Annotated in this window: 15 protein-coding genes; 4 read left to right on the top strand and 11 right to left on the bottom strand. The window is 71.5% G+C overall.

Annotated features, from left to right (window positions below):
• Positions 1-170 precede the first annotated feature (170 nt).
• Positions 171-1,211: an SGNH/GDSL hydrolase family protein gene (locus ACQP2O_RS16980; protein ID WP_433185490.1), complete on the bottom strand. Its 1,041-nt coding sequence runs from the start codon at positions 1,209-1,211 to the stop codon at positions 171-173.
• A 299-nt stretch (positions 1,212-1,510) separates the two neighbouring features.
• Here ACQP2O_RS16980 and ACQP2O_RS16975 point away from each other — a divergent pair, with 299 nt between their 5' ends.
• Positions 1,511-1,714, top strand: coding sequence for a cold-shock protein (locus ACQP2O_RS16975; RefSeq protein ID WP_345431049.1), 204 nt, complete (start codon positions 1,511-1,513; stop codon positions 1,712-1,714).
• A 242-nt stretch (positions 1,715-1,956) separates the two neighbouring features.
• Here the strand turns inward: ACQP2O_RS16975 and uvrB are convergent, their stop codons facing one another.
• The 3 genes from uvrB to ACQP2O_RS16960 form a co-directional block, all read right to left on the bottom strand.
• Entirely contained in the window at positions 1,957-4,071 is a 2,115-nt protein-coding gene (gene uvrB / locus ACQP2O_RS16970) for an excinuclease ABC subunit UvrB (RefSeq protein ID WP_433185486.1), read from the bottom strand.
• 137 nt (positions 4,072-4,208) lie between these two features.
• Positions 4,209-4,883 (bottom strand): response regulator, encoded by a 675-nt coding sequence (locus tag ACQP2O_RS16965; protein WP_433185483.1) that lies wholly within the window; start codon positions 4,881-4,883, stop codon positions 4,209-4,211.
• Entirely contained in the window at positions 4,880-6,193 is a 1,314-nt protein-coding gene (locus ACQP2O_RS16960; RefSeq protein WP_433185480.1) for a sensor histidine kinase, read from the bottom strand. The genes ACQP2O_RS16965 and ACQP2O_RS16960 overlap by 4 nt, the downstream gene beginning before the upstream one ends.
• A gap of 204 nt (positions 6,194-6,397) precedes the next feature.
• Between ACQP2O_RS16960 and ACQP2O_RS16955 the strand changes: the two genes are divergently transcribed.
• From ACQP2O_RS16955 to ACQP2O_RS16945, 3 genes are all read left to right on the top strand, one after another.
• Positions 6,398-7,087 (top strand): ABC transporter ATP-binding protein, encoded by a 690-nt coding sequence (locus ACQP2O_RS16955; protein WP_433185477.1) that lies wholly within the window; start codon positions 6,398-6,400, stop codon positions 7,085-7,087.
• A complete protein-coding gene (locus tag ACQP2O_RS16950; RefSeq protein ID WP_433185475.1) occupies positions 7,084-9,444 on the top strand; it encodes an FtsX-like permease family protein in 2,361 nt (786 codons plus the stop codon). Before ACQP2O_RS16955 ends, ACQP2O_RS16950 begins: the two co-directional genes overlap by 4 nt.
• A 278-nt stretch (positions 9,445-9,722) precedes the next feature.
• Entirely contained in the window at positions 9,723-10,547 is an 825-nt protein-coding gene (locus tag ACQP2O_RS16945; protein WP_433185472.1) for a glycerophosphodiester phosphodiesterase, read from the top strand.
• A gap of 58 nt (positions 10,548-10,605) precedes the next feature.
• Here ACQP2O_RS16945 and ACQP2O_RS16940 read toward each other — a convergent pair whose 3' ends face one another.
• From ACQP2O_RS16940 to polA, 7 genes are all read right to left on the bottom strand, one after another.
• The gene (locus ACQP2O_RS16940) at positions 10,606-11,301 is read right to left on the bottom strand and encodes an integrase (protein WP_433185469.1); all 696 of its coding nucleotides are present in this window, start codon (positions 11,299-11,301) and stop codon (positions 10,606-10,608) included.
• A gap of 61 nt (positions 11,302-11,362) precedes the next feature.
• Positions 11,363-11,977 carry a dephospho-CoA kinase gene (gene coaE, locus ACQP2O_RS16935; protein ID WP_433185466.1) on the bottom strand — a complete coding sequence of 205 codons (615 nt, stop codon included), beginning with the start codon at positions 11,975-11,977 and terminating at the stop codon, positions 11,363-11,365.
• A 14-nt stretch (positions 11,978-11,991) separates the two neighbouring features.
• A complete protein-coding gene (locus ACQP2O_RS16930; protein WP_433185463.1) occupies positions 11,992-12,477 on the bottom strand; it encodes a GNAT family N-acetyltransferase in 486 nt (161 codons plus the stop codon).
• A gap of 2 nt (positions 12,478-12,479) precedes the next feature.
• Complete coding sequence (locus ACQP2O_RS16925) at positions 12,480-14,489, bottom strand: endonuclease/exonuclease/phosphatase family protein (protein ID WP_433185460.1); 2,010 nt, start codon at positions 14,487-14,489, stop codon at positions 12,480-12,482.
• Positions 14,490-14,529: 40 nt separating this feature from the next.
• Positions 14,530-15,993, bottom strand: a complete 1,464-nt coding sequence (gene rpsA, locus ACQP2O_RS16920; RefSeq protein WP_360878649.1) for a 30S ribosomal protein S1 — start codon at positions 15,991-15,993, stop codon at positions 14,530-14,532.
• Between the two features lie 207 nt (positions 15,994-16,200).
• The gene (locus tag ACQP2O_RS16915) at positions 16,201-17,334 is read right to left on the bottom strand and encodes a polysaccharide deacetylase family protein (RefSeq protein ID WP_433185457.1); all 1,134 of its coding nucleotides are present in this window, start codon (positions 17,332-17,334) and stop codon (positions 16,201-16,203) included.
• A gap of 136 nt (positions 17,335-17,470) precedes the next feature.
• A complete protein-coding gene (polA, locus tag ACQP2O_RS16910) occupies positions 17,471-20,164 on the bottom strand; it encodes a DNA polymerase I (protein WP_433185454.1) in 2,694 nt (897 codons plus the stop codon).
• Positions 20,165-20,209 lie beyond the last annotated feature (45 nt).

Here is a 20,209-nt window from a genome sequence, read left to right as displayed (position 1 = left end):
TCCGACGTGTTGCTCGCGTACCGAGCGGCCGTGGCCGTGCGTCGCCTACTCACGATCTCGAATGTAACGATCTGCTCGATACCACAAGACCGAAACGTGTAATTTTCACACGCCCGTAATTCGCCGGTGGAAGGGCGTTTCCGGCCGGCCACGGCCGGAGGCGCCCTCGGTCAGCGGCGGTACTGGTACACGGGGCGGGGCGGGCCGGACTGGATCTGACCGTCGATCAGCCGGGCGAAGCTCTGGTAGCCGAGCTGGTTCGGGTGGAAGCTGCGGGGCTGGACCGCCGGCGCGCGGAAGTCGATCGTGAGGGCGTTCAGGTACGGCTGCGCCGTGCCGAGCTCGTGTCCGTCGAACGCGCCGTACCCGTCGACGAACTCCACCGTGCCGGGCCTGCCCGCGGCGGCCAGGCCGCCGTCGGCCTTCCGGGCCGCGGCGGCGATGGTGTCGTCGAGGGACCGGACGACGCCGTTGAGGTACACCTGGTCGGAGACGCCGATGTTGTCCACCGAATGCGCCGGCTGCACCGGGAACGGCCGGGGATAGCCCAGCACGATGACGCGCGCCTTCGGCGACCGCCGGCCGATCTGGTCGAACACCGACGCCAGCCCGGCGGGCAGCGCCGACATGCGCGCCCGGATGTCAGGGTCCTGGTCCCGGCAGGCCGACGACCACGGGAGCCGTACGACGCAGCGGGTGACGATCTCGGAGAAGCCGATGTCGTTGCCGCCGATCGTGAGCGTCACCAGGCTCGTGTCGGGACGCAGGCGCTCGATCTGGGCGGGCTGGCCCTGCCGTCCGCCCCGCAGGACGTCGTCGACGCGCGCGCCGCTGCAGGCCCACAGGTTTCCGCCGAGCGCGAACTGAAATCCCTGCAGCACCGTCGCGAAGTACGCCCCGCGCGACCGGTGACAGTCCTCGGCGCCGCCCGCGTACGAGCGGTCGGCATCGAGGTCCCAGGTGCCCTCGCCCGAGGAGTAGGAGTCGCCGAGGGCGATGTAGCCGCCGCTGACGGCGGCCTCCAAGGGGGTCAACCGGGTCGGCAGAGGCGCGAAATGGATGCGCGGGACCCGGCATCCGCTGCCGAATAGCCGGCACTGGTCGGTGACGGCCAGCGGGACCGTCAGCGCCGCCAGAACCGCCAGAAGCACCGGGATCGCGATCAGCGCCCCCCGGCGCGTACGGATCCGCCCCCACAGCACCGCGACCATGACCACCTCCGCCCCGGGATCATGATCTCATCCTCGCCGGGCGGACGGGAGCCCTGCGCGCCTTCGGCGCGGCCGCTCCAGGACGCTTGCCCGGGTTCCGGCAAGCGGATAGCATGCCGGTGTTGCAGTCGTGGTTTTCCGTACGTATTGAGTTTGATCTTGAGCGCCCGCGGAAGTTCTGACGGCGGGCGTTTTCGCTTCTCCGGGATAGTTTTCGCGGACGAAAGCAAGGGTCCGTATGCAGCCCCGGTACACCACCCGGCGTATCGGTGAGGCTCCCAAGAAGGAGAGAAAAAGAAGTGGCAGAAGGCACCGTCAAGTGGTTCAACGCCGACAAGGGCTTCGGATTCATCGCTCCGGACGGTGGTGGCCCGGACGTGTTCGTGCACTACTCGGCCATCGCCTCCAGCGGTTTCCGTACCCTGGAGGAGAACCAGCGCGTGAGCTTTGAGACCACGCAGGGCCCGAAGGGCCCGCAGGCGGAGCAGGTCCAGCCGCTCTAGGCTTACCTGTTTCGAAGCACGAAGTAATTCACCGGGCCCGCACCGATTCGTCGGTGCGGGCCCGGTGCCGTTCCCGGACGTCCGGGACGCGGCCCGGCACCCCGTAGACGCCTGCTGCGACCCGAACCGCCCAGGCCGGAACGGCAGAGACCACCCCCGACGAGCGGCGGCGCTCTGCACGCTCTGAGGCCCTGACGGACCCCCGAGGTCCTTATGGACCCCGGCCTCCTTCTTTCTCCGCGCTACCGGACGCCGGCCTCCTTCATGTCGCGCAGCTCGCGCTTGAGCTCCTTGATCTCGTCGCGGAGCCGGGCCGCCATCTCGAACTGCAGCTCCTCCGCGGCGTGGTGCATCTGCTGCGTCATCTGGTCGATGAGGGCCTCCATCTCCTCGCGCGGCCGCTCGCCCACGAGGTCGGCGGCGTGCCGGCCGGCCTTCTGCTTGGAGGACAGGCCCGGGACCGGGGCCTTGCCGCGGCTCTGCTGCCGCCCGGCGCCGCCGATGAGCTCCTCGGTATCGGCGTCCTCGCGGGCCAGCATGTCGAGGATGTCGGCGATCTTCTTGCGCAGCGCGGTCGGCTCGATGCCGTTCGCCTCGTTGTAGGCGACCTGCTTGGCGCGGCGCCGGTTGGTCTCGTCGATCGCCCGCTCCATGGAGGGGGTGACCTTGTCGGCGTACATGTGGACCTGGCCCGAGACGTTGCGCGCGGCGCGGCCGATCGTCTGGATCAGCGACGTCTCCGAGCGCAGGAACCCCTCCTTGTCGGCGTCGAGGATGCTGACGAGCGACACCTCCGGCAGGTCGAGGCCCTCCCGGAGCAGGTTGATGCCGACCAGGACGTCGAACTCCCCCAGCCGCAGCTCGCGCAGCAGCTCCACCCGGCGCAGCGTGTCGACCTCGCTGTGGAGGTAGCGGACCCGGATGCCGAGCTCGAGGAGGTAGTCGGTGAGGTCCTCGGCCATCTTCTTGGTCAGCGTGGTGACCAGCACCCGCTCGTCGCGCTCGGCGCGCTGGCGGATCTCGTGGACCAGGTCGTCGATCTGGCCCTTGGTCGGCTTGATGAGCACCTCGGGGTCGATCAGGCCGGTCGGGCGGATGACCTGCTCGACCACGTCGCCCTTGACGCGGCCCAGCTCGTACGGGCCGGGCGTCGCGGACAGGTAGATCGTCTGGCCGATGCGCTCCAGGAACTCCTCCCACTTCAGCGGGCGGTTGTCCATCGCGCTGGGCAGCCGGAACCCGTGCTCGACCAGGGTGCGCTTGCGCGACATGTCGCCTTCGTACATCGCGCCGATCTGCGGCGTGGTCTGGTGCGACTCGTCGAGGACGAGGAGGAAGTCCTCGGGGAAGTAGTCGAGCAGGGTGTTGGGCGCGGTGCCGGGGCCACGGCCGTCGATGTGGCGGGAGTAGTTCTCGATGCCGGAGCAGCTGCCGACCTGCCGCATCATCTCGATGTCGTACGTGGTGCGCATGCGCAGCCGCTGGGCCTCCAGCAGCTTGCCCTGCCGCTCCAGCTCGGCGAGCCGCCCCTCCAGCTCCTTCTCGATGCCGCTGATGGCCCGCTCCATGCGCTCGGGGCCGGCGACGTAGTGGGAGGCCGGGAAGATGTACAGCTCCTCGTCCTCGGTGATCACCTCGCCGGTCAGCGGGTGCAGCGTGGCGAGCTTCTCGATCTCGTCGCCGAACATCTCGATGCGGACGGCGAGCTCTTCGTACTGCGGGATGATCTCGACCGTGTCGCCGCGCACCCGGAACGTGCCGCGGGTGAACGCCAGGTCGTTGCGGGCGTACTGCATGGCGACGAGCCGGCGCAGCAGCTCGTCGCGGTCGATCTCGTCGCCGACCCGCAGCCGCACCATGCGGTCGACGTACTCCTGCGGGGTGCCCAGGCCGTAGATGCAGGACACCGACGCGACCACGATCGTGTCACGGCGGGTCAGCAGCGAGTTGGTCGCCGAGTGCCGCAGCCGCTCCACCTCGTCGTTGATCGAGGAGTCCTTCTCGATGAAGGTGTCGGTCTGCGGGACGTACGCCTCGGGCTGGTAGTAGTCGTAGTAGGAGACGAAGTACTCGACGGCGTTGTTCGGCAGCATCTCGCGCAGCTCGTTGGCGAACTGCGCGGCGAGCGTCTTGTTCGGCTGCATGACGAGCGTGGGACGCTGCAACTTCTCGATCAGCCAGGCGATGCTCGCGGTCTTTCCCGTGCCGGTCGCGCCGAGGAGCACCGCGTCCTTGTCGCCGCGCGTGATCCGCTTCTCCAGCTCCGCGATGGCCTGCGGCTGGTCGCCGGACGGGGTCATGTCGGTGACGACCTCGAAGGGCGCCACCTTACGCTGAAGATCGGTGACAGGCCGCACGCTGCTCCTCCGATGAAAGATCACTGCCGCCTCGGCGGCCCCTGGTCCGGGCGGGCCGACGGCCACGGTCCCCGGTAAGAGTTTCAACCTACGCCCCGCCACCGACATTCCGAGCCGACCCGGGAGGGGCGGACCGCTCAGGTCCCGGGTTCTCCCGGCGTGACCAGGCCCGTCTCGTAGGCGACGACGATCGCCTGGGCGCGGTCGCGCAGGCCGAGCTTGGACAGGATCCGCGCCACGTGGGTCTTCACGGTGGTGTCGCTGACGTGGAGCCGGCCGGCCAGCTCGGCGTTGCTCAGCCCCCGGGCCAGCAGCCGGAGCACGTCCAGCTCACGCGGGGTGAGCGTCGACAGGTCGCGGTGCAGGGTCGCGGCCTGCTCGTCGCGGCGGGCGAACCGCTCGACGAGGCGGCGGGTGATGCTCGGGGCGAGCAGCGCGTCCCCGGAGCGCACCAGGCGCACCGCGGCGACCAGGTGCTCCGGCGAGACGTCCTTGAGCAGAAAACCGCTGGCGCCCGCGCTCAGCGCCGCGTAGACGTACCGGTCGAGGTCGAAGGTGGTCAGGATGATGACGCGAGGGGCGTCCGGGCCGGCGGCCAGGATGCGCCGGGTCGCCTCCAGCCCGTCGACCTCCGGCATCCGGATGTCCATGAGCACGACGTCGGGGCGGGTCTGGCGCACGGCGTCGACCGCCTTAGCCCCGTCGGCGACCTCGGCGACCACGTCGATCCCCTCGGCGGCGAGGATCATCGCGAAGCCGGTGCGGACCAGCGCCTGATCGTCGGCGATGACCACCCGCAGGGACTCGGTCACTCCTCCCCCACCGGGATCACGGCGCGCACCCGGTATCCGCCGACGGGACGCTCGCCGGCCTCCAGCGTTCCGCCGTAGACGGCGAGCCGCTCGCGCAGGCCGATCAGGCCCCGGCCGCTGCCGGAGCGGGCCGACGCCGAGGACGTGCCGCCGGTGTCGGTCACCTCGATCCGCAGCTCGCGAGGGCCGTACGCGACGGTGATCGTCACATGGGCCCCGGCCGCGTGCTTGACCGTGTTGGTCAGCGCCTCCTGCACCACCCGGTAGGCCGCCAGGTCGGTCCCGGCCGGCAGCGGCACCGGCGTGCCGGTGACGGTCAGCTCCACGGGCACTCCCGTCTCGCGGACGCGCGCGGCCAGCGCCGACACCTGGTCCAGGCCCGGTGGCGGAGCGAGGTCCTCCGGTGCGGTCTGGTCCGGGTCGTCGCCGTTCATGGTGAGCAGGCCCATGACGTGCCGGAGCTCGGTCATCGCGGTCCGGCCGCCGGACTCGACGGCCAGCAGCGCCTGCTCGGCCCGCTCGGGCGCCGCCTTCATCACCTTGCGCGCGGCACCGGCCTGAACCACCATCATGCTGACATTGTGCGTGACGACGTCGTGCAGTTCCTGCGCGATCCGGGAACGCTCGAGCTCCACCGCCCGCCGCGTCGCGGCCTGTTGCTCCGCCTCCAGGGTCTGTACACGCTGCTTCCAGATGTGGATCGTGTTGGCCGCGAGCCCCACCGGGATCAGGAGGAGAAACGTGACGAAGCCGGGTCTGATGGCGGGCACGCTCGCCTTGTGGGCTCCCACGATCAACCCGGTGCCCACCAACGCGCTCGCGATCGCGAGAACCCGGTAGGGGCTGTACATCGCGGCGCCGTAGGCCGCGATCACGCAGGCGGTGAAGGTGAACGTGGGATCGAAGCCCGGACTGAGGTGGTAGAGCTGCGACGCGCCGATCACCACCCAGAACACCGCCAGGGGATACCGCCGGCGCGCGACCAGCGGTAGTGCGGTCAGGACAGCCAGGAGCAACTGCCAGGGGTGGACCGCGCCGTAGTGGTGAAGCGGGCCGGGACCGGGCGCGGGAGGGGCGGGCGGGATGGGTGCGCCGGCCGGCGTCAGGGGGTCCGGCTGGAAGACCGGACTCGGCCTGCCGACCTGGTCGTCTCGGCTCAGCGCGCCGCTCACCGTGCCCACGGCCAGGGCGGCAGCGAGGATCGCGTCGGCCGCCCAGGCCCAGCGCGACAGGCGAGGCGGCGGAGTCGTCGCACGCCGCAGCACGGCGACGCCGATGTTCCATCGGCCCGCGACCTGCGTTCTGTTCACCGGCACAGTGTCGCAACCGCCCGCGTCCCGCCACATCCGTCCCCATGACGAGAGTCTCCGTCGCACCGGCGTACATCGCAGTGATGACCCGCCGCCCCGTCCCCCTGGCGGAGGACCGGAGTTCGTCACGACTGCCGACGCGCCGGGCACCGTGCCGCTCCTAGCGTCGTCGCGTCGAAACCGCCCCGATCCCCTGGAGGACCCGTGAGCGCGCCGATCATCGAGATCCGCGACGTGAGCAAGAGATACGACGCGGGACGGCCCGCGCTGGCCGGCCTGAGCCTGGAAGTACGCGCCGGTGAGGCGCTGGCCGTACTCGGCCCATCGGGCAGCGGCAAGTCGACCCTGCTCAACATGGTCGCCGGGCTGGACAAGCCCAGCGACGGCAGCGTCACCGTGGACGGCGTCCGCGTCGACGCGCTGAGCGAGGCCGCCCTGGCGAAGTACCGGCGGGAACGCATCGGCATGGTCTTCCAGTTCTTCAACCTCCTGGACGACCTGACCGTCGAGGACAACGTCCTGCTGCCGGCCCAGCTGGCCGGCATGCCACGGGGGAAGGCCCGCGTCCGTACGGCCGAACTACTCGAACACCTCGGAATCGCCCGGCACGCCCGTGCCTTCCCCGGCCGGCTGTCCGGCGGGGAGCGCCAGCGCGTCGCCGTCGCCCGGGCGCTCATGAACCGCCCCCCGCTGCTGCTGGCCGACGAACCGACCGGCGCGCTGGACACCGCGTCCGCCGCGGACGTCACGGAACTGCTGGTCGAGCTCAACCGGACCGGGCAGACGATCCTGCTGGTCACCCACGACACGGCGCTCGCCGCTTCCTGCGCGTCCAGGACCATCGAGCTCGTCGACGGCAGGATCGTCCGCGACGTCCGGACGGCCGTCCGATGAGCGCTCTCGGCAAGGTCGTGCGCGCCGGCGTCGGACGGCGCCGGGTCCAGACTCTGGTGATGGCGCTGACCACGATGCTGGCGGTCACGGCGTCGGTGCTGGCCGCCGGTCTCCTCGTGGCGTCGCAGGCGCCGTTCGACCGCGCCTTCGCCAGGCAGAAAGGCGCACACCTGACCGCGCAGTTCGACGGATCCAAGGTCACCGCCGAGCGGGTCGCGACCACCGCGCACGCCCCGGGCGTGACGGCCGCCGCCGGGCCGTTCCCCGTCCTCGCCCTGCGCCCGCGCCCCGGCCGGAACCGATTCGGCCTACCGGCGGGCGACCTGCTACCGCCCATGGCGATCGTCGGCCGGTCCACCCCGGGCGGACCGGTCGACGACATCGACCTCGCCGCCGGCCGATGGGCCACCGGGCCCGGACAGATCGTGATGGCCGAAGGCGACGGCCCGCCGATCGACATCGGGGACCAGATGACCTTCCCCGACGCGCCGGGCGACCCGACGCTGACCGTCGTCGGGGTGGCCAAGTCGGTGGGCGCGAGCGCCGAGGCATGGGTGTCTCCGGCACAGCTCGCGGCGTTGACCGCGCCCGGCCGCACCCCCGCCCATCAGATGCTCTACCGCTTCACCAGAGCCGCCACCGACGCCCAGATCGCCGCCGACCGCGCCGCGATCACCGCCGCCGTGCCGCCGGGATCGATGACCGGCAGCGCGTCCTACCTGAAGATCAGACTGGCCGCGAGCCGCAACTCGGCGACGTTCGTCCCGTTCGTGGTCACCTTCGCGGTGCTCGGCCTGTTCATGTCGGTCCTGGTCATCGGGATCGTCGTCAGCGGCGCGGTCAGCGCCGCGACCCGGCGTATCGGAATCCTGAAGTCCCTCGGCTTCACCCCGGCACAGGTCGTGCGGGCCTACGTCGCACAGGCGCTGATCCCCGCGACCGTCGGCACCGTCCTGGGCGTCCTCTTCGGCAACCTGTTGTCGGTCCCGATCCTGGGCGAGGCGGAACGCGCGTACGGCACCGGGACCCTGACGATCGCCCCGTGGATCGACCTCGCGGTCCCCGCCGCCGCTCTCGCCGCGGTCGCCGCCACGGCGCTGGTGCCCGCGCTACGTGCCGGCCGGCTGCGGACCGTCGAGGCGATCGCCATCGGCCGCACTCCGCGAGCCGGACGGGGACGCGCGGTCCGGCACCTGCTCGGCCGGCTGCCGCTGCCGCGCCCGGTGAGCCTCGGCCTGGCCACCCCCTTCGCCCAGCCCGCGAGGTCGGCCACGATCGGCGCGGCCGTGGCCTTCGGCACGATCGGGGTCACCTTCGGCGTCGGCCTGGCCATGTCGCTCGGCGACATTCAGGACGGCCTCAACCGCCGGACCCCCGGCACGGTCGTGGTCCAGGCGGTTCCGGCGCCTGGTTCCGGCGCGCTCCGGACGGCCGACCCGAATGCGATCGCCGAGAAGATCCGTGCGCAACCGGGAACCCGGCGGTTCTTCAGGACGGGCCAGGCCCGGGTCGGCGTGGCGGGGTTGACCGGCGCGACGACCGTGATCGCCTTCCACGGCGACTCGTCCTGGGGCTCGTACCAGATGGTCTCCGGCTCCTGGTTCAGCGGCCCGGGCCAGGCGGTGGTCCCCTCAGGCTTCCTCAAGGCCACCGGATCGCACATCGGGAGCACCGTCACCCTGACCGGCGACGGCCGTACGGCCCCGGTACGGATCGTCGGCGAGGCCCTCGACCTGCGCGAGGAAGGCATGACCGTCCTGACCGACGACGCGTCCCTGGCCGGCCTCGGTGTCTCCGTCATCCCGGGGTCGACCGAGTTCGCCGTCGACCTCCGGCCGGGAACCGATACCCAGGCGTACGTGAACTCCCTCAATGCGGCCCTGCGCCCGATCGGCGTCACCGCCGAGACGAATTCCGGGGAGGTGAGCAGCATCGTCGTCGCCATGGACACGCTGGCCGCGATACTCGCGCTGATGCTGCTCACCGTGGCCGGTCTCGGCGTCCTCAACACGGTCGTGCTCGACACCCGCGAACGCGTCCACGACCTGGGAGTGCTGAAGGCACTGGGCATGTCACCGAGACAGACGGTCGCCATGGTCATCACGTCGGTCGCCGGGATCGGCCTGCTCGCCGGTGCGCTCGGGGTCCCGATCGGCGTCGCGCTGCACGACTACGTGCTGCCGGTCATGGGCCACGCCGCAGGCACGAGGTTCCCGGCGGCGGACATCGCCGTGTACGACCTGCCGGTGCTGGCCCCGCTCGTCCTGGGCGGGCTGGTCCTCGCGACGGCGGGCGCGCTGCTCCCGGCCGGCTGGGCCGCCCGAACCCGCACCGCCACCGCCCTGCGCACCGAGTAGACGTGGCGGGAGGCGGACGCGGTGGCGCGTCCGTCTCCCGTGGTGCGGCCGATCGCGGGTCCTGAACAGGCTCGGCAGGCGTGGGCAGGGCTGCCACCCCTGCCGAGCCGGCCGCTGTGATCCTCAGCGGCGACATGCCCGGCATCGCGGTCCTACAGGACCCGCGTTACCGAATGTCAACATGAGTGTCATCTCCGAAACATGGCGTTCTCGCCCGGCGGTCCCTCCGGCGGAGCATGATCATTGCCGAGCCCACCCCCCGTCGCCGAAGGATGGCCATGGCCGCACGCCTCGTCGTCGTCTCACTCGCCTCGGCAGTCCCCCTCGCGCTCACCGGCACCGCCTCCGCCGCCACGTCGGTGGCCGACGTCGGGCACCGCGGCGCCTCCGCGTACGCGCCGGAGAACACCCTCGCGTCCTTCCGGCAGGCCAAGACCAGGCACGCGGACTACTTCGAGCTCGACGTCCAGCAGACCAAGGACCACAAGCTGGTCATCATGCACGACGCGACGCTCAGCCGGACCACCAACGTCGAGAAGGTCTACCCGCACGGGTCGCCCTGGCGGGTCCGCGACTACACGCTCAAGCAGATCAAGCGGCTCGACGCGGGCTCGTGGTTCTCGGCCAAGTACAAGGGCGAGCGGGTGCCGACCCTGGACGAGACCCTGAACGGCATGCAGAGCACCGGCCTCAAGCTCCTTCTCGAGATCAAGAACCCGTCCCTGTACCCGGGCATGACGAACCGGATCGCGGCCGACCTGCGGACCCACCCGTACTGGCTGCGCCCCGGCCACCTGATCGTGCAGAGCTTCGAGTGGTCCTCGCTCAAGACGTTCCACAAGCTGCTGCCGGCGGTGCCGCTCGGCGTGCTCGGCACGCCCACCACCGGGCAACTATCCGCCGTCGCGAAGTACGCCAAGTACGTCAACCCCACGTACAAGGACGTCACGTCCGGCTACGTGAAGAGCGTGCACAAACGCCACCTGAAGATCTTCGTGTGGATCGTCAACGACCGCACCACGATGCGCCGGATGATCGGCTACGGCGTCAACGGGATCATCACCAACCGCCCGGACACCCTCCGCTCCGTGCTCAAGGGTTAGAGGGTGTCCGGCGGATCTCCGTCCGCCCGCACGGCGACCAAGACACGCCGGACACCCCCTAGACGAACTCGCAGTAGGCGGCGGTGGCGTCGTCGTGCCGCTTGTTCCGGGGCCACCGCTGCCCGTGCGGGTCGGAACGCTCGGCCTCACGGACCTGCTCGATCAGCGCCACCGGGCCCCGCTCGGCCAGGGTGGCGAGCGTGCCCGGCCAGTCGGCCAGGCCGAACCGGTCGGCCAGCCGGGTGGCGCCGTCGGTGAGCAGCGCCGCCCGGCGCACGTCGCGCAGCGGCGCGCTCCCGGTGAGCGCCTGCCCGGCCACGCGCGGGTCGGCGGCGGCGAACCCGCTGCCCTCGGCGGTCAGGGCCGTGACCTCCCCGCCCTGGTCGAGCAGCAGCGTGGAGTCCGACAGCACCAGGTAGTCGGCGACCTCGTCGCGCACGCGCAGCGCGACGACGGTCGTCGCCGGGGTCCAGGGGTGGGCCAGGTCGCAGCGGCCACCGTGCGCGGCGGCCGTCTCGGTGATCGCCTGCGCGAGTGCGGCCGCCGGGTCCTGCCCGTGGTCGAGGAGGGCGGCGAGCAGCCGGGTCGCGAGCCGCCCGACGTACCACGGGCGGCCGTGCACACAGCCGGTCTCGAGATCCATCGGGATGCTCATGCCGTCCAGCACGACGGCGGCGCCGAGCGCGGTCGCGACGAAGTCCTCATTCGGCCGAGCCGGACTGCCCTGATCGGTCGCCCAGGTCACCCGCATCATCAGCCACTCCCCACGTCGGTACGGTGCGCCGGCCCCGCGATCGCCCAAGTGGTCCGCGTCATCACGGGTCGCCCACCGTCACGCCGGCGCGCCGGGTCAGCTCGGCCCACAGTTCGTCGACCTGCGCCGCGAGCTTCTCAAGGGTGCCGGAGTTGTCGATGACCCGGTCGGCGATGGCCAGCCGCTGCTCCCGGGTGGCCTGGGCGGCGATGCGGGCGCGCGCGTCCGCATCGGTCATGCCGCGCAACCCGGTCAGCCGCCGCACCTGCTCCTCGACGGGCGCGTCGACGACCACCACGAGGTCGTACATGCCCGCCAGACCGTTCTCGGCGATCAGCGGCACGTCGTAGACGACGATCGCGTCCGGCGGCGCCTGCTCGACGAGCTCGCGCATCCGCTCCCCCACCCGCGGGTGGACGATCGCGTTGAGCCGCGCGCGCTTCGCCTCGTCGGCGAACACGATCGAGCCCAGCTTCTCCCGGTCCAGGGAGCCGTCCGCGAGCAGCACGCCCTCGCCGAACTCGGCGACGACCTCGCCCAGGCCGGGCGTGCCCGGCTCGACCACCTCCCGGGCGACGGCGTCGGCGTCGACGATCACCGCGCCGCGCGCCGACAGCCCCCGGGACACCTCGCTCTTGCCCGACCCGATGCCTCCGGTCAACCCCACACTCAGCACGCCCGCGAGCGTACTCACTCCTCCGGCGCGGCGGCCAGGAGACCCTTGCGCATGTGGACGAGCATGAGGTGGTCGGCTACCCGCTCCCGGCTCGTCTCGGCGTAGCCGAGCCGCCGGTACAGGCGCAGGTTCCCCTCGCTGAGGTGCCCGGTGAACAGCACACACGCGTCGGCCCGCCCGGCCGCCTCCGCCTCCAGTGCCCGCATCAGCGCCGCGCCGATCCCCCGCCCCTGCAGGTCGGGGACGACGACGAGGCGGCCGACCAGGCACGTGCGCTCGTTGAACCGGCCGCGGATCGACCCGACGAGCCGCGGCCCGACGCTCGCCTTGAGGACCAGCGACTCGGCGATCATCTTCCGGATCTGGTCGAGGGACTCGACCAGCGGCGGCAGGAACGGGTCACCGTGCAGCTGCGCCTCGGTGACGTACGCGGCGCGCTGCACGGTGAGGATCTCGCCGGCGTCGTCGACGCCGGCGTGCTCGATCCGGACCTCGTCCATCCTCAGCCCACCACGCGGACGGTCGCGGCCACCGGGTAGTGGTCCGAGGCCCGGTGGGAGGAGTCGACCGCGCTGTTGTCGAAGCCGAGGTCGTCGCTGCCGAGGATCCAGTCGACGCGCCCGCCGCCCGTCGTGGTCGGCGGTGGGGACTCGATCGGGCTGCCCAGGCCGCTCTGCGCGGACAGCCGGCTGAGCTCCGGGCTGCCCGGGCCGGCGCCCATGTCCCCGGCGATGACCGTACGGGGGGCGCCGCTCCACAGCTGCAGCAGCTTGACGATCTCGGCCTGCCGGGTCTGGGTCCGGTCGGCGCCCTGCTGGAGCTGGACGGACCACACGTCGGCGGTGCGTCCGCCGCCGGCGTCGATCCGCGCCCAGACGTAGCCGGGGGCCTGCGGGCCCGCGCCCACGGGCAGCCGTCCGGTCCCGGTGGCCTTGACCCGCAGCCGGGTCAGCACCGCGTTGCCGTACTGGTGGTCGGCGGCCGGCCCCCACACGAGCCGCATCTTCAGCCGCCGGGCCAGCCAGGACGCGACGTCCACGGTCCCTGACATGGGGCGGCCCCGGCCGACCTCCTGCAGCGCCACGACGTCGGCGTGCTGCGCCTCGATCGCGCGGGCGACCGCCTCCGGGTCCAGCCGTCCCCCGCCGCCGACCGCGTCGTGGACGTTGTACGAGACGAGGCGGAACGTGCCCGGCAGGGATGCCGCACCGGTCACCGACGGCGCGGTGACCGCGTAGATCACCGGGACGGCCACGAGCACCAGCGCCGCCGCGCCGGCGCCGAGGGCGCGGATCGCCGAACGGGCCGGCAGCGGACCGCCGCGCGCGGCGGCGATCGCCGACAGCAGCCCGAGGGCGATGCCCGCCAGGCCGGGCAGGACCTTGTTCGGCAGGGGCAGCGGGTGGATGTAGTGCAGCTGGTAGGGCAGGAGGACGACCAGGATGCCGAGGCCGCCGAGGGCCGCTCCCAGGTCGATGCGCCAGGCCCGGCCGCCGGTGTCGGCGACCTTGACGTTCGGCGGCGGCCCGCCCCGCTCGGCGGGACGGCCGCGGTAGCCGCCGCGCCGCAGCGGCACCCGCGAGGCGACCGCCAGCAGCCACGCCGACAGCACCTGCCCGACGATGACCGTCGCGATCGCCACCGCGCCGGTCAGGCCGTACCGGCCGGTGACCGCCGCCGCGCCCACGCCGAGGATCGTCCCGCCGAACACGCACACCCCGCCGGGCACGGCCGCGACGGCCAGGCCCGAGGACAGGAACGCCAGGCTCAGCGCCTGGCCGAGCAGGACGACCGCGCCGGCGACGGCCAGCGGCAGCGCTCCGCTGGAGGACGTGAACGCCGGACTGGAGAGCACGAGGATCTGCAGGGCCAGGAACGGCCCCAGCGCGGCCGCGCCGAGCGCGTCACGCCAGCCGATCACCGGCGCCTCGACCGGTGGCGTGCGCAGCCATGCGACGAGCGCTGCCGCACCGCCGGCGACGACCAGCAGGGTGACGATCCAGGCGGCGACGCCCGGGCGGGAGGGCGGGTCCCACGTGCCGAACGCCAGCCGCAGCGCGGTGTCGCCGGTGAGCCCGGCGGTCGCCGCGACCGCGAACCCGGTGCCGGACAGGCCGCGCGCCGCCTCGTACAGCGCCGTGACCGCGAGCATCCCGAACACCGCGCCCGCGAAGGCGAGCCACAGCGCCGGCGACAGGGCCTGCATGGCCAGCCGAACCAGCAGCAGCCCACCGACCCCGGCGACCAGCAGGCCGCGGGGCCCGGCGACCGCCCGGACGGCGGGCGCCAGGACACTGGCCAGGCCGGACAGGAGGATCACCAGGGTGGCGGTGACCGCCCCGCCGGACTCGGTGAAATGCCCGAACGCGGGGAACGCCGTCCGTAGCACCGCGGCGAGCACCGCGACGGTGACCGCGATCAGCGAGATCCGCGACAGCTCCTGGGGAACGACCGGGGGCCCCGCCGAAACGACGGGACCCCCAGATCGGACGCGTGAGTGAGAATCGACCATAACGTGGTCTTCTACTCCTCGCCGTTATTTGATTGTCGTCTTACTCCTGGCCGCCGGACAGCTTCTCGCGGAGCGCCGCGAGCGCCTCGTCGGAAGCGAGGGCACCGCCGGTCTCACCGCCCTGAGGCTGCTCGGTGTTGTACGACTGCGGGCCGGCCGCCTCGGCCTCGGCGCGGCGGGCCTCCTCGACCTGCTTCTTGTGGGCGTCGAAGCGGGTGCGGGCCTCGGCGTACTGCCGCTCCCAGGTCTCCCGCTGCTCGTCGAAGCCCTCGAGCCAGTCGCCGGTCTCCGAGTCGAAGCCCTCGGGGTACTTGTAGTTCCCCTGCTCGTCGTACTCGGCGGGCATGCCGTAGAGCGTCGGGTCGAACTCCTCGTCGGTGAACGTCCCGCCGGTCTCGTTGGCCTGCTTCAGCGAGAGGCTGATGCGGCGCCGGTCGAGGTCGATGTCGATGATCTTGACGAAGATCTCGTCGCCGACCTGGACGACCTGCTCGGGGATCTCCACGTGGCGCTCGGCCAGCTCGGAGATGTGCACCAGACCCTCGATGCCCTCCTCGACCCGCACGAACGCGCCGAACGGCACCAGCTTGGTGACCCGGCCCGGAACGACCTGGCCGATCTGGTGGGTGCGGGCGAACTGCTGCCAGGGGTCCTCCTGCGTCGCCTTGAGCGACAGCGAGACCCGCTCGCGCTCCATGTCGACGTCGAGGACCTCGACCGTGACCTCCTGGCCGACCTCGACGACCTCGGAGGGGTGGTCGATGTGCTTCCAGGACAGCTCGGAGACGTGCACCAGACCGTCCACGCCGCCGAGGTCGACGAACGCACCGAAGTTGACGATGCTGGACACGACGCCCTTGCGGACCTGGCCCTTCTGGAGGGTGTTGAGGAAGGTCTGGCGGACCTCGCTCTGGGTCTGCTCCAGCCAGGCACGGCGGGACAGGACCACGTTGTTGCGGTTCTTGTCCAGCTCTATGATCTTGGCTTCGAGCTCCCGGCCGACGTACGGCTGAAGGTCGCGAACCCGGCGCATCTCCACCAGCGACGCGGGAAGGAAGCCGCGCAGGCCGATGTCGAGGATGAGGCCGCCCTTGACGACCTCGATGACGGTACCGGTGACGATGCCGTCCTCGTCCTTGATCTTCTCGATCGTGCCCCAGGCGCGCTCGTACTGGGCGCGCTTCTTGGACAGGATCAGACGACCTTCCTTGTCCTCCTTCTGGAGAACAAGGGCCTCGACGTGGTCTCCGACCTTGACGACCTCGTTCGGGTCGACATCGTGCTTGATCGAGAGCTCACGCGAGGGAATGACGCCCTCGGTCTTGTAGCCGATGTCGAGCAAGACCTCGTCTCGATCGACCTTGACGACAGTGCCCTCGACAATGTCGCCGTCGTTGAAGTACTTGATGGTCTCGTCGATCGCCGCGAGGAAGGCTTCCTCGGACCCGATGTCGTTGACCGCTACCTGCGGGGTACTCGAGGTGGCCTCGGTGCTGCTCGTCATGTGTGGGATGGCTCCGGGTACGGACATGCGTAGTTGCCTGTGCTGCGCGGAGGGCCAGTTATCCGTCCCTGCCGATGAACCGGCGGCGTGACCATACCGATGTCGACGTGACCGAGCGCGAGCCTGCTCTGTCCGAGGCGCGCGCAGGCCCACAGCGCAGCGATCAGAATATGGGACCATAGCGGGTGCGGTCAATCTCACGGACGCTCAGTAGGGGCACGCGTGGTCGCCGACTCCCTTGGCAAGATAGATCATCTTAGCCTGCGGGAAGGCCACCGTGGCTGGATCCCCGTCGGATGTGTAGCGCTTGTCCGGATTGCGGGCCAGCCAGTCGAGCCAGGCGATCGAGCAGAACTGCCGACAGTCGTCTTCCCTTATCCGGCCGTCGTCGCGGATCCGCGGGATCTGCCGAGGATCATAGTCCTTCGTGAAGGGCGAGTCGGCCGGACGCCACCCGGCGAGGAACATTCCTCGGAAGTTCCACTGGGCTCCGCCCGCCTCACCGTGCTCGGCCCACGCCAGCCGCGCCGGCGCCCCGAAGGGGAAGGCGAACGTCACCGCCGGGACACCCGTCGCATCCATGATCATCTTCTGGTCGGTGCCGATCTCCTTGGCCACCGCGCCGTGGCTCATCCCGGTCATGTCCAGGTGGTGGGTGGTGTGGTTGGCGACCTCGTACCCGCGCTGGACCAGCCAGTGCATCGCGCCCGCCGCCCGGTCCCCCAGCGCGAACGGATCGGCGTTGACGAAGAACGTCGCGACCGGCCGGAACCCCGGGTGCTCCCGGGCCACCCGCTCGATCACCCCGACCGCGGTGTCGGGCGCCGGATTCCCGGCCGCGTCGAACGCCACGTGGGTCGGCGAGCCGTCGTCGAAGGTCAGCACGACCGGATGCCGGCCGGCCGGAACGTTCATCCGGCCCGTGGCGAACTCCGACGCCGTCACGGGCACGTAGCCCTCCTGCGCCAGCCGGGTGAACTCCGCGTACAGCTGCGCGGGCGTGCGGTCCAGGGACACCAGCGGCTTGGCCAGCACCCGGTGGATCATCAGGATCGGGACCTGGCCGAGCTCGTTGGCGCCGACGGCGCGTGCCGCCGCGGCCGCCTTCGCGTGATCGAACGCCGGACTCGGCGGCGCGGCGGCCGGGCTCGGCGGCGCCACCGCCCGGCGGCCCCGGCCGGTGCCGCGCGCCGGCGACGCCGTCGAAGCGGCCACCTCGGAGCCCATGCGGCGCGCGTTCGCCTTGGGCGCGCGGCCGCCATGCCCTGCCGACGGCAGTAGCAGGCCGACGGCCACGGCGGCGGCGATCAGGAAGGCGGCGAGTCGGTGAAGGTGCGGCACGGGTCCCCCCAGGAGTTCGGGCCCACGACGATCTATGAGACCGTGCGCACCGTTACTTCCCGCTCACCGGATCTTGCAACCGCCTCCGGGGGACCCACCCGAACTCCGTACCGGTCCGCCGCGGAGCGGCCCGCGCTCAGTGGCCGGCGTCCTGCCAGGTGCGGCCGGTGCCCATCGAGACGTCGAGGGGCACGCGCAGGTCGTACGCGCCGGACATCTGCTCGCGTACGAGGGCCCGCAGCGCGTCCAGCTCGCCGGACGCCACCTCGAAGATCAGCTCATCGTGGACCTGCAGCAGCATCCGCGACCGCAGGTCGGCCGCGCGCATCGCCCGGTCGACGCCCAGCATCGCGACCTTGATGATGTCGGCCGCCGACCCCTGGATCGGCGCGTTCAGCGCCATCCGCTCGGCCATCTCCCGCCGCTGCCGGTTGTCCGACGTCAGGTCCGGCAGGTAGCGCCGCCGCCCCATGATCGTCTCGGTGTAGCCGTCCTGCCGGGCCTTGACCACGATGTCCTGCAGGTAGTCGCGGACCCCGCCGAACTGCTCGAAGTACTCCGCCATGAGCGCCCGCGCCTCGTCGGGCGTGATCCGCAGCTGCTGTGCCAGCCCGAACGCCGACAGGCCGTACGCCAGGCCGTAGTTCATCGCCTTGATCCGCGACCGCAGCTCGCCGTCGATCTGCTCGGGCGGCAGCCCGAACACCCGCGACGCCGTGATCGTGTGGAAGTCCGCGCCGGACCCGAACGCGTCGATCAGCGCGGCGTCCTCCGACAGGTGCGCCATGATCCGCAGCTCGATCTGGCTGTAGTCGGCGGTGAGCAGGCAGTCGTAGCCCTCCCCGACCATGAACCCCTCGCGGATCTGCCGGCCCTCGGCCGTGCGGATCGGGATGTTCTGCAGGTTGGGGTCGGCCGAGGACAGCCGCCCGGTGGCCGCGACCATCTGCCCGAACGTCGTGTGGATGCGCCCGTCATCATCGGCCATCGGGATCAGCGAGTCGACCATGCTCTTGAGCTTGGCCACCTCGCGGTGCCGCAGCAGGTGCTCCAGCACCGGGTGGGCGGTCTGGGCGAACAGGCTCGTCAGCGCGTCGGAGTCGGTGGTGTAGCCGGTCTTGGTGCGGCGCGTCTTCGGCAGCTCCAACTCGTCGAACAGCACCTGCTGGATCTGCTTGGGCGACCCGAGGTTGAACTCGTGCCCGATCGCCTCCCAGGCGGCCTCCTCCATCGCCTTGACCTCGGCGCCGAACGTCGCCGACAGCTTGGCCAGGTAGTCGATGTCCAGGGCCACACCGACGCGCTCCAGGCCCGCCAGGACGTCCACGAGGGGCAGCTCCACCTCCTGCAGCAGCCGGGTCGCGCCCCGCCGCTCCAGGTCCGCGTCGAGCGCCTCGGCGAGGTCGACGACCGCCCGCGCCCGTACGACCAGGTCGAAGGCGGCCTCCTGCTCGCCGGAGCCGTCGATGGTCAGCTGGCCGCCGTCGTCGGCCTCCTTGCGCAGCTCCCGGTGGAGGTAGCGCAGGACCAGATCGCCCAGGTCGAAGGAGCGCTGGCCGGGCAGCGCGAGGTAGGCGGCCAGGGCCGTGTCACTGGTCACGCCGTCGAGGCGCATCCCGCGCGCGGCGAACGCCAGCATCGGGCCCTTGGCGTCGTGCACGGCCTTCGGCCGCTTCGGGTCGGCCAGCCACGCGGCGAGCGCCCGCTCGTCGTCCTCCGGCAGCTCCACTGGGTCGATGAAGGCGCCCGCGCCGGACTGGGTGGCCAGCGCGATGCCGGTGATGTCGCCGGTGCCCCGACCCCACGTGCCGGTGACCGCGACCCCGACCCGGCCCTCCCCGGCGGCGTGCTCCTCCAGCCACGCGGCGACCTCGCCCGGCCCCGGCCGGGCCATCTCGACCTCGAAGCCCTCCTCGGCCTCCGGCTCGACCGCCGACAGCGTGGCGTACAGCCGCTCCCGCAGCACCCGGAACTGCAGGGTGTCGAACAGGGTGTGGATCTCGTCGCGGTCCCACTGCCCGATCACCAGCTCCGTCGGCGCCGCGTCGAGCGGCACGTCGCGGACCAGCTCGTTGACCTGGTAGTTGCGCATGACCTCGCCGAGGTGCTCGCGCAGGCTCGCCCCGGCCTTGCCCGTGATCTCCTCGACGTGCTCGATCACGCCGTCGAGCCCGTCGTACTTGGTGATCCACTTCGCGGCGGTCTTCGGGCCCACGCCCGGCACGCCCGGCAGATTGTCGCTGGTCTCCCCCACCAGGGCGGTCAGCATCCGGTGCCGCTCCGGCGGCACGCCGTACTTCTCCTCGACCGCCTCGGGCGTCATCCGGGCCAGGTCGGACACGCCCTTGCGCGGGTACAGCACCGTGCAGTGCGGGCCGACGAGCTGGAAGGCGTCACGGTCGCCGCTGACGATCGACACGTCCATGCCCTGCTCGACGGCCTGCGTGGCGAGCGTGGCGATCAGGTCGTCGGCTTCGTAGCCCGCGACGGACAGCCGCGGGATGCGCAGCGCGTCGAGCACCTCGAAGATCAGGCTGATCTGGCTGCGGAAGTCGTCCGGCGTCTCCCGCCGGTTCGCCTTGTACTCGACGTAGGTCTCGTGCCGGAACGTCGGCTCGGACCGGTCGAAGCACACCACGACATGGGTGGGCCCCTCGTCGCGCAGCACATTGATCAACATCGACGTGAAGCCGTACACCGCGTTGGTCGGCTGACCCGTCGTGGTCGAGAAGTTCTCGATGGGCAGCGCGAAGAACGCCCGGTAGGCCAGGGAATGCCCGTCCAGGAGCAGCAGGCGCGCGTTTTCAGAGGTCGCTTCCGTCGTCACCACGCCAGCAGCCTAGTCTTCCGCTACGACAGTTCCACGCACGTGATG

This window comes from Actinoallomurus sp. CA-150999 (assembly GCF_050942425.1).
GTDB lineage: Bacteria > Actinomycetota > Actinomycetes > Streptosporangiales > Streptosporangiaceae > Actinoallomurus.
This window is presented reverse-complemented; position numbering and strand designations above follow the sequence as displayed.

Bases quoted from the DNA above. Each gene is read 5' to 3' on its own strand.
- ACQP2O_RS16980 (WP_433185490.1), bottom strand. From the start codon at position 1,211: ATGGTCGCGGTGCTGTGGGGGCGGATCCGTACGCGCCGGGGGGCGCTG.
- ACQP2O_RS16950 (WP_433185475.1), top strand. From the start codon at position 7,084: ATGAGCGCTCTCGGCAAGGTCGTGCGCGCCGGCGTCGGACGGCGCCGG.
- ACQP2O_RS16945 (WP_433185472.1), top strand. From the start codon at position 9,723: ATGGCCGCACGCCTCGTCGTCGTCTCACTCGCCTCGGCAGTCCCCCTC.
- ACQP2O_RS16940 (WP_433185469.1), bottom strand. From the start codon at position 11,301: ATGATGCGGGTGACCTGGGCGACCGATCAGGGCAGTCCGGCTCGGCCG.
- ACQP2O_RS16930 (WP_433185463.1), bottom strand. From the start codon at position 12,477: ATGGACGAGGTCCGGATCGAGCACGCCGGCGTCGACGACGCCGGCGAG.
- ACQP2O_RS16925 (WP_433185460.1), bottom strand. From the start codon at position 14,489: ATGGTCGATTCTCACTCACGCGTCCGATCTGGGGGTCCCGTCGTTTCG.
- rpsA (WP_360878649.1), bottom strand. From the start codon at position 15,993: ATGACGAGCAGCACCGAGGCCACCTCGAGTACCCCGCAGGTAGCGGTC.